This is a genomic window from Mesorhizobium sp. B2-3-5, assembly GCF_006442395.1.
In the GTDB taxonomy this organism is placed as follows: Bacteria; Pseudomonadota; Alphaproteobacteria; order Rhizobiales; family Rhizobiaceae; genus Mesorhizobium.
This window is the reverse complement of the sequence record NZ_VFVX01000003.1, coordinates 187,272-199,456: the sequence shown is the minus strand read 5'-3', so window position 1 is coordinate 199,456 and position 12,185 is coordinate 187,272. Positions and strand designations below refer to the sequence as shown.

13 protein-coding genes are annotated in these 12,185 nt (G+C 64.7%); 10 read left to right on the top strand and 3 right to left on the bottom strand.

All coding sequences use genetic code 11. The features are described from left to right. Positions 1–71: 71 nt before the first annotated feature. Positions 72–653 carry a CatB-related O-acetyltransferase gene (locus FJ958_RS05675; RefSeq protein ID WP_140740486.1) on the top strand — a complete coding sequence of 194 codons (582 nt, stop codon included), beginning with the start codon at positions 72–74 and terminating at the stop codon, positions 651–653. Positions 654–707: 54 nt separating this feature from the next. Here FJ958_RS05675 and FJ958_RS05670 read toward each other — a convergent pair whose 3' ends face one another. After that, positions 708–1,943, bottom strand: coding sequence for an amidohydrolase/deacetylase family metallohydrolase (locus FJ958_RS05670; protein WP_140740483.1), 1,236 nt, complete (start codon positions 1,941–1,943; stop codon positions 708–710). A gap of 28 nt (positions 1,944–1,971) precedes the next feature. After that, positions 1,972–2,337: a RidA family protein gene (locus FJ958_RS05665; protein ID WP_140612859.1), complete on the bottom strand. Its 366-nt coding sequence runs from the start codon at positions 2,335–2,337 to the stop codon at positions 1,972–1,974. 218 nt (positions 2,338–2,555) lie between these two features. On the opposite strand from FJ958_RS05665, the gene FJ958_RS05660 reads away from it, so the two are divergent. Then, complete coding sequence (locus FJ958_RS05660; protein WP_140740480.1) at positions 2,556–3,041, top strand: hypothetical protein; 486 nt, start codon at positions 2,556–2,558, stop codon at positions 3,039–3,041. 144 nt (positions 3,042–3,185) lie between these two features. On the opposite strand, the gene FJ958_RS05655 is transcribed toward FJ958_RS05660, so the two are convergent. Next, positions 3,186–3,821, bottom strand: a complete 636-nt coding sequence (locus tag FJ958_RS05655; RefSeq protein WP_140740477.1) for an isoprenylcysteine carboxylmethyltransferase family protein — start codon at positions 3,819–3,821, stop codon at positions 3,186–3,188. A 264-nt stretch (positions 3,822–4,085) separates the two neighbouring features. On the opposite strand from FJ958_RS05655, the gene FJ958_RS05650 reads away from it, so the two are divergent. The 8 genes from FJ958_RS05650 to FJ958_RS05615 all read left to right on the top strand — a co-directional run bounded on the left by FJ958_RS05650 (position 4,086) and on the right by FJ958_RS05615 (position 12,059). After that, on the top strand, positions 4,086–4,343 hold the full coding sequence (locus tag FJ958_RS05650) for a hypothetical protein (protein WP_140740474.1): 258 nt from the start codon (positions 4,086–4,088) through the stop codon (positions 4,341–4,343). A 27-nt stretch (positions 4,344–4,370) separates the two neighbouring features. Then, positions 4,371–5,168, top strand: a complete 798-nt coding sequence (locus FJ958_RS05645; protein WP_140740471.1) for a hypothetical protein — start codon at positions 4,371–4,373, stop codon at positions 5,166–5,168. Positions 5,169–5,271: 103 nt separating this feature from the next. Further along, positions 5,272–5,955, top strand: a complete 684-nt coding sequence (locus FJ958_RS05640) for a winged helix-turn-helix domain-containing protein (protein ID WP_140740468.1) — start codon at positions 5,272–5,274, stop codon at positions 5,953–5,955. Continuing rightward, entirely contained in the window at positions 5,952–7,331 is a 1,380-nt protein-coding gene (locus FJ958_RS05635; protein WP_140740465.1) for an ATP-binding protein, read from the top strand. Before FJ958_RS05640 ends, FJ958_RS05635 begins: the two co-directional genes overlap by 4 nt. A gap of 131 nt (positions 7,332–7,462) precedes the next feature. Next, on the top strand, positions 7,463–8,068 hold the full coding sequence (locus tag FJ958_RS05630) for a hypothetical protein (protein WP_140740462.1): 606 nt from the start codon (positions 7,463–7,465) through the stop codon (positions 8,066–8,068). Between the two features lies 1 nt (position 8,069). Next, positions 8,070–8,732 carry an ABC transporter ATP-binding protein gene (locus tag FJ958_RS05625; protein ID WP_140740459.1) on the top strand — a complete coding sequence of 221 codons (663 nt, stop codon included), beginning with the start codon at positions 8,070–8,072 and terminating at the stop codon, positions 8,730–8,732. Continuing rightward, positions 8,725–9,408 (top strand): ABC transporter ATP-binding protein, encoded by a 684-nt coding sequence (locus FJ958_RS05620; protein WP_246679503.1) that lies wholly within the window; start codon positions 8,725–8,727, stop codon positions 9,406–9,408. Before FJ958_RS05625 ends, FJ958_RS05620 begins: the two co-directional genes overlap by 8 nt. Further along, the gene (locus tag FJ958_RS05615; protein ID WP_140740454.1) at positions 9,405–12,059 is read left to right on the top strand and encodes an ABC transporter permease; all 2,655 of its coding nucleotides are present in this window, start codon (positions 9,405–9,407) and stop codon (positions 12,057–12,059) included. The genes FJ958_RS05620 and FJ958_RS05615 overlap by 4 nt, the downstream gene beginning before the upstream one ends. Positions 12,060–12,185 lie beyond the last annotated feature (126 nt).

The window sequence follows — 12,185 nt, the reverse complement described above, 5'->3', positions numbered from 1 at the left end:
ATCGTCCGCGAAGCTTTCAGATGCAGTAAGGATTCCCGCTATAGTGCCCGGCCACTCGCGGGAGGACGCCGATGGGATTTCTAAGAGGGCTTCGCATCAAGCTTGGACTGAAAAAGGACCCGTTGCCGCCACTGCCAGGTGTCGAGATCGGGCGTCATACTTACGGCCTCAGCAAGAAATCGTTCTTCGTTCCGCGTGAAACCGTGCCGGTGCGGATAGGATCATTCTGTTCGGTCGGCCCCGACGTTCTCTTTATCTGTGCGGCTGAACACCGCCTCGACAGCGCGACCACTTATCCGATCCAATCCGTGGACGGGAAGATCCGCAACGGAAATGGAACCGTCGGCAAGGGTCCGATTACGGTCGGCCATGACGTCTGGATCGGTGCCCGCAGTGTCATCCTCAGCGGCGTCACGATCGGCAATGGAGCGGTGATCGGTGCCGGCAGCATCGTCACAAGAGAGATTCCGCCCTATGCCATCGCGGTCGGCAATCCGGCTCGTGTCATGCGCTACCGGTTCGCGCCGGATGTCATCGAGCGCCTGCAGTCGTTGAAATGGTGGGACTGGAGCGATGACCTGATCCGCGCGCGTATCGAGCTTTTGACGACGATGGATGTCGTGAGTTTCCTGAACACGCTCGGCCTGGCATGACTGCCCCGGCAGTCGCCTGACCGCGGACAGAGCCTCGACCTCGCCGGCAAGGCCTCACTCGTGCCGATGCCCGAAGTGCCGGGCAGCGACCTCGACATGGGTATGGTTGGCATGTGCCTCGAAACGCTCGGTCTCGCCGAGGTCGTTCGCCGCCTCGTTCGGCCACCAGGTGCCGCCGATGACGATGCCTTCCGACACCAGCCGCTGGTCGGCGACCAGCGAGGCGCCGACCGCGTCGACGAAAGTGAAGCGGCCCGACCGCTGGCGAAGCACGGCGACGTCGCCGACAGCGCCGACAGCCAGCGTGCCGAGATCTGGCCGCGCGATCGCCCGCGCCGGGGCCTGCGTCGCGGCGCGCAGCACCTCGACCAGCGGCATGCCGAGCGCGATCAGCTTCGACATGCAGACCAGTATGTCGAAGGCCGGACCATCGACGCAGTAGAGATGCACGTCGCTCGAGACGACGTCGGGCGCCAGACCCTCGGCGAGCATGGCGCGGGCGACGTCGAAGTCGAACGAGCCCATGCCATGGCCGAGATCGAAAATGACGCCGCGCTCACGCGCCAGCCGCATGTCGGGCCGCACCGCGCCGGAAGCGAAGACCGGCGCATTGGGGAACGGCCGGAAGCAGTGGGTGAGGATATCGCCCCGGCGCAGGCGCGGCAGCACTTCCGAGCGGCCGGGCGGCGGCTCGTCGATATGCGCCATCAGCGGCAAGCCAGCCTTGTCGGCGGCCTCCAGCGCGAGATCGACCGGCGCGATGCCGCTGGTGCCGCCGGCATGCTTGCCGGAACGGACCTTGACGCCGACGACGACGTCGGCGTGCTCACGCACCGCCGCGACCACCTCGCGCGGCTCGCACAGCCTGAGATCGCTGCACTCGCCGACCGACACTGTCTGCGAGAAGCCGAAGATGCCGGCGAAGGAAATGTTGACATAGGCCAGGATGCGCGTCTTCGAGCGCTCCATGACGTGGCGGCGGAAGCCGAGGAAATTGCCGGCGCCGGCACTTCCCGCGTCGATGAAAGTGGTGGTGCCGCTCTTGGCGGCGAGCCGGTCGGCGTCGACGCCGAGCGAGGTGCCGCCCCAATAGACGTGACTGTGCAGGTCGATCAGGCCGGGCGCGACGATGCAGCCGGTCGCGTCGACGACCTGCGCGGCTCTGGTCACGGGGATGTCGGCATCGACCGCCGCGACACGGCCATTGGCGATGGCGACATCGCGCGGCGCGTCGAGCCCCGACGCCGGATCGATCAGCCGTCCGCCCTTCAGCAGGAGGTCGAATTGCATGGGGGAACCTCCGCTTCCTTTGCCTTTGTCAGACCGGCCGGTAGGCGACCGCCTCGACCTCGATCTTGATATCGATCATCAGCCGCGATTCGACCGTGGTGCGGGCCGGCGGGTTCTTGGGAAAGTGCCTGGCGTAGACGGCATTGAAGGCGCCGAAATCGCGCGCGTCCTCGAGCCAGACGGTGGTTTTCACCACATCGTCCAGGGTGCAGCCGGCCAGGGCGAGCGCGGCCTTCACATTGGCGAGCACCTGCTCGGTCTGTTCGGTAATGCCGCCTTTCACCACGATGCCATCGCCGCCGACCGGGACCTGGCCCGAGACATAGACGAAATCGCCGGCCCGCACGGCGGGCGACAGCGGCACATGGGATGTTCCAAAAGTCTGCTTGGGCAAGGGATGACCTCCTCCGATGACGCGACGCGGCGCCAGGACGGCGCCCGCTTGGCGCAGATTTACCGCGATCGGGGCGATCCCGATAGAGGTCTTGTTGGAAAGCAACATTCTTCGAAAACCATGTTGCTTTATTACAGAAGCGCCTGCATCGTGCGCGCTTGCCGGACGGTCTAGAAGCCGCGGCGGACAGATGCCTTGCGAGACCGGAGAACCCGACAATGACCTTCGACAAGAACCCGTTTCCATCGGGCGACGCCGACCGCCACGCGCTGTGGGAAATGCTGGTGCGGCGCGATATCGACGCCTTCATCGGCCAGGACTGGTCGATGGTCGAGAATGATTTCGTCGCCGAAAGCTTTTTCGGCATGCATGCGCATCTCCTCGCCAATGCCGACGCATGGCGGTTGCAGTTCCCGAGGCTGGAAGTCTATCGCGACGAGTGGCTGCGCCAGGCCAAGGAGACGGCGGCGACGGAATTCGCGGAACCGCTGCGCGAGGCGCTGTTTCGCGTCACCAATCTGCGCGACATCGATGTCGATGGCGACCGCGCCGTGCTGCACAAGAAGTTCGATGGCTCCGTCGCCAAGGCCGACGGCGGCGTCGACAGGCTGAAATGGCAGACGCTGTATTTCTGCAGGAAGGTCGGCGGGAGCTGGAAGATCGCGGGCTTCGTCGGCTACATGCCTTATCCGCTGGGAGCATAGCGTATTCCCGGACCGCGCATCGCGGCTTCGTCCGGAATTTGTACAGAGGCTTGGAGCGGTCGGCGATCCTGGCGCTGAGCCGCACTGGTCGAAGCGCCGCACGACCTGAAACGATTTTCCTGATTGCAGGGCGGGCGCGGATGATCAGTAGAGCGTGACGAAGGCCGGGAACAGCAGGCCCGTCTCCCGGAAATATTCGATCAGCTCGATGGCCGGGAAGATGGCGAGGAAATAAAGCCCGTCGAGGAAAGTGCGCTTGAGCGCGCGCGTCGAGAACTGCAGCTCGTCATGGTCGCGGTAAAGCAGCGGGTTTGGCCAGAAGCGGGGGGTGGCCTCGATATAGGCGACGTAAGCCGGCCCGAACTTGCCCAGCAGGAATCCGGCTTCCTTGCGCGCGGTGACGCGAAAGATGAAGAAGGAGGCGGCGCCCAGCAGCAGCGCCGCCACCAGGGAGCCATAGATCAACCCGATGCCGACCGCGCCCACTGTCGAGAAGAAATAGAGCGGGTTCTGGGTCATCGAAAACGGTCCGGTCGAGACCAGTTCCTGGTTCTTCTTGCCGCCGACATAGAGGATGCTCCACAGCCGCCCGACGATACAGATGAGCACCAGGCTGAGGCCAAGATGCTCGAGCGTCTCATGGCCGTTCGAGCCCTCGCTCAAGGCTGGCTTGGCGAAAAACAGAAGCAGCACCGCGAGCACCGCCGCGACCCGCACGAAGATCAGTCGCTTGCGCTGGACAAAGGCATCGGAAACCGGCTTGAGGGGCGCGTAGGTCATTGGTGTTTTCCTTGGGCGCTGACAGGCCCGGGAGCACTGGGGCACGCCATTGATGGCGGATGCAAGGCAGTGGCCTTCTATCAGCGCACCACGAGGCTTTCGTAAAGGCCTTTTGGCCGATCGGCGCCCATTCTTACGAAATTGTATGGCGGCGGACAGGCGAGTGTGAATTCGCGTCCCTACTGTCGAGATGCCGGCTTGCTCCTCCTGCGAGCCGGAATCAACCCACAGCCGGGCAACCGGAACCAGACAGGAAAACATCTCATGAGAAGATACGCGCTCGCCATTGCACTGGGCATCGTCGCCGTCTCCGGTCCGGTCTCCTCCGTTTTCGCGGCCACAGCGCCTTGCGAGGAGACGCTGAAGACGCTGCGCGCGGCGGAGGCGACGGCAAAGCTCGGCGATGCCGACAAGAACAAGGTCTCGGAACTGGAGACCAAGGGCATCGAACGCTGCAACGCGGATGACGACAAGCGCGCCGACGACTTCTTCGCCCAGGCCATGAAAGTCATGGGCAAGTAATTTCCGCGAACCATGAGGACGGTCGCCATGCTTTCTCCCAACACGCAAAACATCGCCGCACCGAGCCAGAACAGGGTCCCCGAGGTCACTGTCGATTTCTGGTTGATCAAGCTTATGGCGGTGACCATGGGCGAAACGGCGGCCGACTATCTCGCCGTCAACCTTGGGCTCGGGCTGACCGTCACGTCATTGATCATGACCGGTGTCCTGATCGTCGCCCTTGTCCTCCAGCTCGCCCAGAAACGTTACGTGCCCTGGGCCTACTGGCTGGCGGTGGTGCTGATCAGCGTCGTCGGCACGCTGATCACCGACAACCTCGTCGACAATTTCGGCGTGCGGCTGCAGACCACGACGATCGCCTTCAGCGTGGTGCTCGTGGCGACGTTCGCGGTCTGGTACGCGAGCGAACGGACGCTTTCGATCCACACCATCTTCACCACAAGGCGCGAGGTCTTCTACTGGCTGGCGATCCTCTTCACCTTTTCGCTCGGCACCGCCGCGGGCGATCTTGTCGCCGAGAGCTTCGACATGGGCTACCTGACCACGGGCCTGCTGTTCGGCGGCGTGATCGCGCTCATCGCGCTCGCCTATTACCTGTTCCACCTGGACGCCATCCTGGCCTTCTGGCTGGCCTATATCCTGACGCGGCCGCTTGGCGCCTCGTTCGGCGATCTGCTGTCGCAGCCGGTCGAATATGGCGGCCTCGGCTTCGGCACCACCTTCACTAGCCTGATCTTCCTCGGCTGCATCGTCGCCCTAGTCTTCTACATGACGCTCAGCAAGAAGGCCGATGAACTGGACGAGATCCTGCTGGAGTCGGAATAAACCCGCGGCGCGCGCTGCGCCTGGCAGGCGTCACGGCCATCCTAGGAACGGACCCGCGCCGGTGATAGCCTGTTCGCGGTAGCGGCAACCAACCGGGACAGCGATGCGACTTCTTCTCGTCGAGGACGACCAAAGGACCGCCGATTACATCGTCAGGGGGCTGACAGAGGCCGGCCATGTCTGCGACCTCCTGCGCAACGGACATGACGCGCTTTTCGCCGCGACCAGTGGCGCCTATGACGTGATCGTAGCCGATCGCATGATCCCGGGTCTCGACGGCCTGTCGATGGTCAAGGCGATCCGTGCCGCCGGCGTGCGAACGCCGGCTATCTTTCTCACCTCCGTCGGCGGCGTCGACGACCGCGTCGAGGGCCTCGAGGCGGGTGGCGACGACTATCTGGTCAAGCCCTTCGCCTTTTCCGAGCTGCTTGCCCGCATCAATGCGCTCGGCCGGCGGCCGGCGGCGCAGGAACAGAAGACGGTTCTGCGGGTTGGCGACCTCGAAATGGACCTCATCATGCGCCGCGTCACGCGGCAGGGCCAGCCGATCGACCTGCAGCCGCGCGAGTTCAGCCTGCTGGAAGTGCTGATGCGCGGCGAGGGCCGCGTGATCACCCGCACAATGCTTCTGGAACGCGTCTGGGACTTTCATTTCGACCCCAAGACCAGCGTCGTCGAAACCCATATCAGCCGGCTGCGGGCCAAGATCGACAAGCCGTTCGAAACCCAGCTGATCCACACGGTCCGTAACACCGGCTACAGCCTGCACGCACCGCTCGCGCCATGATGGAAGCATGGGCCCGCCTGCCGCGCAGCACGCCGTTTCGGCTCGCCCTGACATTCGCCTTCCTGTTCATGCTGGCTTTCGTGCTGTCGGGCGCCATCGTCTACCAGATGATGAGCGCGGATCTTGCCGAACAGCTCGACGAGAGCATCAAGGAAACCTATTCCGTCGTCGCCGCGACCTATTCCGACAGCGATCTCAAGGAACTGGTGGAGACCGTCCAGAGCCACTCCATGCGCAACCCGAAGAAGGAACAGCTTTTTTCGCTGACCGACGCGGCCGGCAACCGCCTGGCCGGCAATTTCACCGCGGCGGGTCTTCCCGACGGCTTTTCGTTGTTCGGCGCCGAAATGCCCGGCATTCCTCCGGATACCGAATACCGCGCCTATTCCGGCTCGGTCGGCGGCAACACCCTGACGATCGCATTCAGCCTGTCCGAGACGGACGAACTGGAAACGATCATGCTGATGAGCTTCGGCTGGGCAACCCTGATCATCACCGGGCTGGCGGTCGCCGGCGGCGCCCTGCTCGCCTCGCGCGTCCAGCGCCGTCTCGACGGCATTGCCGCCACCATGGTCGATGTCTCGCATGGCCGGCTGGATACACGCATTCCGCTGACCGGCAATGGCGACGACATCGACATCGTCTCCAGCCAGGTCAATGCGGCGCTCGACCGGCTGTCGAGCCTGGTTGACGGCATGAAACAGGTCAGCACCAACATCGCGCACGATTTGAAGACACCGCTCAATCGCCTGCAGATGATCCTGGAAGGCGCCGCCGACAAGGCAGCGCAGGATCAGGACGTTTCGGACGATCTCGCCGATGCGCGGGCCGAGGGCTATCAGATCAACGAGACCTTCGATGCGCTGTTGCGGATCGCGCAGATCGAGGCCGGCGCGCGCAAGGCGCGCTTCACCGATGTCGACCTCGACGAGATCCTGCAAATCATAGCGGAGATCTATACCGACGTTGCCGAGGACGACGGCAAGGTGCTGTCATCCAGGCAACTGAAGGAAGCCGCGGACCGAATCCATGGGGACCGCGAACTGTTGACCCAGATGTTCGCCAATCTGGTGGAGAACGCGCTTCGCCATTGCCCGTCCGGCACGACCATCAAACTGTCGGTGACGCGTCAGGGCGATCGTGTTCTTGCCAGCGTCGCCGACAACGGACCCGGCATTCCCACGGACGAACGCGAAAGGGTGTTTCAGCGGCTGTACCGGCTGGACCACAGCCGCTCGACGCCGGGCAGCGGCCTTGGGCTGAGCCTTGTCAGGGCCATTGCCGATCTGCACGGCGCATCCATTACGTTGGAGGACTGCCGGCCCGGGCTCGCCGTGGTGGTGAGCTTTCCGCTGGTAAAATCGCCGGCGCCATAGAGCCGGAAGCCGAAGCCGAAAGCTTGCCAACGCGCCGATAACTTACAAAAGCGTATGAGGCTGGCGACCCGCCCGTAAGCTTGCAGCGCCATACTGGATGGACTTCACCTTCCATCGAAAGGCCGCGGAAAATGAAAACCCATTTTCGGAAAACCATCGGCGTCCTGCCGGTTCTCGCCTTCACAGCATGCCTGGGAACGACAGCTGCCCTGGTTCCGGTGCTTGGCTGCTTGCCGGCCTCGGCCGCCGAGAAACCCGTGCAACCGGAGAAGAACCCTCCGGGCGACATCCCCGATACGCAGGTCTTCATCGACTATACTTCACCGGAAGGGTTCACCCTGAAGGTGCCGGAAGGTTGGGCACGGTCGGATCGTGCCGACGGCGCCAGCTTCGTCGACAAGCTGGACGGCGTCGTCGTCTCGGTTTCCAAGGCGGATACCGCGCCGACCGTCGACAGCGTCAAGGCGAACGATGTCGTCAAGCTCGAGGCCGCCGGGCGCGCCGTGCGGGTGAGCGCCGTCAAGCAGGTCAAACTGCCGGCCGGCGCCGCGATCCGCATCGTCTATACCTCGAACTCCGAACCGAACGCGGTAACCAACCGGCAGGTTCGCCTCGAGAACGAGCGCTATCTCTATTTCAAGGACGGCAAGCTCGTCGTGCTCGAATTCTACGCGCCCAAGGGCGCCGACAATGTCGATCAGTGGCAACTGATGTCCAACTCGTTCCGGTGGAAATGAGATGCACGCGTTGGACGCGCATGAGATCTATCGGTTCTTCCACATCGGCGATGATGAGACGACCGCATTGCGGGGCGTCAGTTTCCACGTCGCCGCCGGCGAGATCGTTGCCCTGGTCGGGCCTTCCGGCAGCGGCAAATCCACCTTGCTGGCCTGCGTAACCGGCCTCGATGAACCGGATGGCGGCTATGTCGAGGTGTCCGGTGTCCGGCTGACCCGGCGACCGGAGGCCCATCGCACGCGTGTTCGCGCCGCCAGCTTCGGCATTCTGCCGCAATCGGGAAACCTGTTCGGCCACCTGAATGTCGAGCAGAATCTTCGATTGCAGATGCTCCTGGCGAAGAAGCCGGATGACCGGCGAATGGCCAGCCTGCTGGAAAGCGTCGGCCTTTCGCATCGCGCACGTGCCTTTCCGACCGAGCTGTCCGGCGGCGAGACGGCGCGGGCGGGCCTTGCGGTGGCGCTGGCCGCCGACCCGCTGATCCTGGTTGCGGACGAGCCGACCGCGGAGGTCGATAGCGATACCGAATCCCGGCTGATCGCTCATTTCGAGGCGAGGCGCGACGCCGGACGGGCGACGCTGCTGGCCACCCATAGCAAGGCGCTGGCGCAGCGGGCGGATCGCATCATCAGACTGAAGGATGGGAGGATCGATCGTGGGTGAAACGCTTGTCGTCGCAAAAGACCTCGGGCGGGACTTCCGGGACGGCAACGCCGGTCGGATCGAGGTGCTGCGCAATGTCGACTGCGAGATCGTGTCGGGCGCGCGCATCGCGCTCGTCGGACCTTCCGGCAGCGGCAAGACGACGCTGCTGCATATTCTTGGCGGCCTCGACAGGCCGACCGCCGGCATCGTCGAATGGCCCGGCCTCGGCGCATTCGAGGCCTTGAGGCCGCGCCAGATCGGCTTCGTGTTCCAGTCGCCCAGCCTGTTTCCCGCTCTAACCGCCGTCCAGAACGTCGGCCTGCCCTTGCTGCTGGCCGGCGAGAATGCCGGCGCCGAGGAGATCGGGGCATCGCTTCTGCAATCGTTCGGCCTCGGCGAACTCGGCGACAAACTGCCGGAGGAACTGTCCGGCGGCCAGGCTCAGCGTATCGCCATGGCGCGCGCCCTGGTCATGGGTCCGAAGCTTGTGCTGGCCGATGAACCAACCGGGCAGCTGGACAGCCGAACCGCGCTGCGTTTCTTCGACGCCGTGCTCGACCGCCTGGAAGGAACCGACATCGCCCTGGTCGTCGCCACGCATGACGAAGCCATGGCCAACCGCATGGCGACGCGCTGGACGATGGATCATGGCCGGCTCACCACCGGGCTTCGGCCGGGGACCGCGGCGGCATGATGTTCCTGCTGTGGATTCGTGGTGTGCTCGCTCGCCGTTTCATGCGCGTGGCGGGCGCGGCAGCCGGCATCGCACTGACGGTCGCGCTGCTTGCGGCGATGGCGCTCTTCCTCGCCAATGCCAGTGCATCGATGACCGCTCGCGCCGTGTCGGCGGTCCCCATCGATTGGCAGGTGCAAGTGATTTCCGGTGCCGATCCGGGTCTCGTCGGCAAGGCCCTGACCGAAGCCGCTCCGGTCAAGGCCGTGCATCAGGTCCGCTATGCCGATGTCGCCGGCTTCGAGGCTCGAACCGGCGGCACGACCCAGACCACGGGGCCTGGCCAGGTGGTTGCTTTCGATAGCGGGTATTCCAGCGATTTCCCGGCGGAGACCCGGTTGCTTTCCGGTAGCCCCGACGGAGCGCTGATTGCCCAGCAGACCGCTGCCAACCTCCATGTCGCCCCCGGCGACACGGTCTCGATCCAGCGGACGGGTTTGCCGCCGGCGGAGGTCAGGATTGCCGGCGTGGTCGACCTGCCCGACGCCGACGCCCTGTTCCAGGCTGTCGGTCTGCCGCCTCAGGCAGCGCCGCAGGCCCCGCCCGACAACGTCCTTATCCTGCCGCAGGAGACCTGGCGGCAAACGTTCGACCCGCAGGCCAAGGCGCGCCCCGACACCGCCCGGCTGCAATTGCATGTGCGCCTCGCGCACGGGGCGCTGCCGCCGGATCCGGTCGCGGCCTATACCTTTGTCACTGCCGCGCAGCGCAATCTCGAGGCAAGAGTCGCCGGCCAGGCCCTGGTGGCCGATAATCTCGGCTCCCGCCTCGGAGCGGTTCGCGAGGATGCGTTGTACGCCTCCGTGCTGTTTCTGTTCCTCGGACTGCCAGGCATCGCATTGGCGATTGCGCTTACCTTTGCCGTCACCTCGTCCGGCGCGGAACGCCGCCGCACCGAGCAGGCGCTGCTTCGCGTCCGCGGCGCGACGGCCAGGGACATATTGTTTCTGTCCGCGACAGAGGCCGCCGTCGCCGCCATTGGCGGAACCGCCTTCGGCATGGCCGTGGTATTCCTCCTTGGCATGGCCGCCCCAGGCCTTGACGCTGCGCTTGGCGTGGACCAGCCGAAGCTGCTTCTTGTCGCCTTCTTCGGACTGCTGGTCGGGTTCGTCGCCTTTCTCTACCCGGCCTGGCGGGACGCGCGCTGGGCGACCGTGATGGCGGCGCGGCGCACCGTGAGCCGGCCGCATCCACCGCTGTGGCAGCGCCTGTGGCTGGACGGCCTGCTGCTCGCTGCGGCGGGATTGGTCTTCTGGCAATCGGCGAGCACCGGATACCAGATCGTGCTTGCGCCCGAAGGCGTGGCCGCGACAGCCGTGGACTACAAGGCGTTCGTCGCCCCCGCCCTGTTCTGGCTCGGCATGGCGCTGCTGACCATCAGGCTGTCGGCCACGGTCATCGCACGCAACGGCACGCTCCTGAGATTGATTGTCGCCCCGGTATCGGGAGCACTGGCGCCAATCGTATCGGCCGCCCTGTCGCGGCAATCGGGCCGCCTGACGATCGGCATTGCGATGACCGCGCTGGCCATCTCCTTCGCAACCTCGACGGCCGTCTTCAACACCACCTACAATGCCCAGGCACGCATCGACGCCGAGCTCACCAACGGCTCCGATGTCACCGTCTTCGGCACGACGGACAAGCCCGCCGGAGCCCACCTCGCGGCGCTCGCCTCGTTGCCTGATGCGGCGGCGGCCGAACCCATGCAACATCGTTTTGCCTATGTCGGCGCCGACCTGCAGGATCTTTATGGCATCGACCCCAATCGCATCGGACGCGCGACCGGTCTTTCCGACGCCTATTTCAGCGGCGCCAGCGCCGCTGGCACGCTTGCCCTGCTCGCCGCGACGCCGGACGGTGTCCTGGTGTCGGAAGAGACCGTGCAGGACTTCCAGCTCCAGCAAGGCGATACGATCAACCTGCGGCTCGTCGATGCCAGGGATCACCAGTATCATCCCGTGGCCTTCAAGTTCATCGGCGTCGCCCGCGAATTTCCGACAGCGCCAAAGGATTCGTTCCTTGTCGCCAATTCGGCCTATGTCGCCCACATGACCGGCTCCGATGCATCCGAATACGTGCTTATGCGGGCCAAGGCGGATCCCGCCGAGCTGGCGCGACAGGCTTCTTCGGTGCTCGATTTCGATCAGACGCTGAAGGTGGCCGACATCGGCCAGGCGGCACATCTCATCGGCTCGAGCCTGACCGCGGTCGACCTTGGCGGTTTGACGGCAATCGAACTGGGCTTTGCGGTCGTCATGGCCGCGGCCGCCGCCGGGCTGATGTTGGCACTGGGGTTCTTCGAGCGTCGCCGGCCTTTCGCCATCCTTGCCGCGATCGGCGCCAAACCCCGCCAGCTCGCGGCCTTCCTTTGGGGCGAAGGTCTGCTGATCCTTGTCGGCGGCATGGCGTTCGGCCTCCTTTCGGGGCTGCTGACGGCATGGATGCTGGTCAAGCTGCTGACCGGCGTATTCGATCCGCCACCCGAGACCTTGTCGATCCCCTGGCTCTATCTGGCAGCCGTGCTCGGCCTCGTCGCGGCTTCGGTGGCCGCCGCCGTTTTGTCCGCCAGGCCATCGGCGGGACAGGCAACGGAACTGCTGCGCGACCTGTGAAGCCGGACGTCGATTTACCTATTTGTAAATCTGCGGCCAGATCATCGAAAACTCCACGGTCTAGGCTCGATCTGTCTCTCGTCAGGAGAGACGAATCCGGCGACCAAACGGCCCGGATACGGGAGC

What these genes read in the sequence shown, in the direction of transcription:
- FJ958_RS05675 (WP_140740486.1), top strand. Translation starts at nt 72, where the DNA reads ATGGGATTTCTAAGAGGGCTTCGCATCAAGCTTGGACTGAAAAAGGAC.
- FJ958_RS05670 (WP_140740483.1), bottom strand. Translation starts at nt 1,943, where the DNA reads ATGCAATTCGACCTCCTGCTGAAGGGCGGACGGCTGATCGATCCGGCG.
- FJ958_RS05660 (WP_140740480.1), top strand. Translation starts at nt 2,556, where the DNA reads ATGACCTTCGACAAGAACCCGTTTCCATCGGGCGACGCCGACCGCCAC.
- FJ958_RS05655 (WP_140740477.1), bottom strand. Translation starts at nt 3,821, where the DNA reads ATGACCTACGCGCCCCTCAAGCCGGTTTCCGATGCCTTTGTCCAGCGC.
- FJ958_RS05650 (WP_140740474.1), top strand. Translation starts at nt 4,086, where the DNA reads ATGAGAAGATACGCGCTCGCCATTGCACTGGGCATCGTCGCCGTCTCC.
- FJ958_RS05645 (WP_140740471.1), top strand. Translation starts at nt 4,371, where the DNA reads ATGCTTTCTCCCAACACGCAAAACATCGCCGCACCGAGCCAGAACAGG.
- FJ958_RS05640 (WP_140740468.1), top strand. Translation starts at nt 5,272, where the DNA reads ATGCGACTTCTTCTCGTCGAGGACGACCAAAGGACCGCCGATTACATC.
- FJ958_RS05635 (WP_140740465.1), top strand. Translation starts at nt 5,952, where the DNA reads ATGATGGAAGCATGGGCCCGCCTGCCGCGCAGCACGCCGTTTCGGCTC.
- FJ958_RS05630 (WP_140740462.1), top strand. Translation starts at nt 7,463, where the DNA reads ATGAAAACCCATTTTCGGAAAACCATCGGCGTCCTGCCGGTTCTCGCC.
- FJ958_RS05625 (WP_140740459.1), top strand. Translation starts at nt 8,070, where the DNA reads ATGCACGCGTTGGACGCGCATGAGATCTATCGGTTCTTCCACATCGGC.
- FJ958_RS05615 (WP_140740454.1), top strand. Translation starts at nt 9,405, where the DNA reads ATGATGTTCCTGCTGTGGATTCGTGGTGTGCTCGCTCGCCGTTTCATG.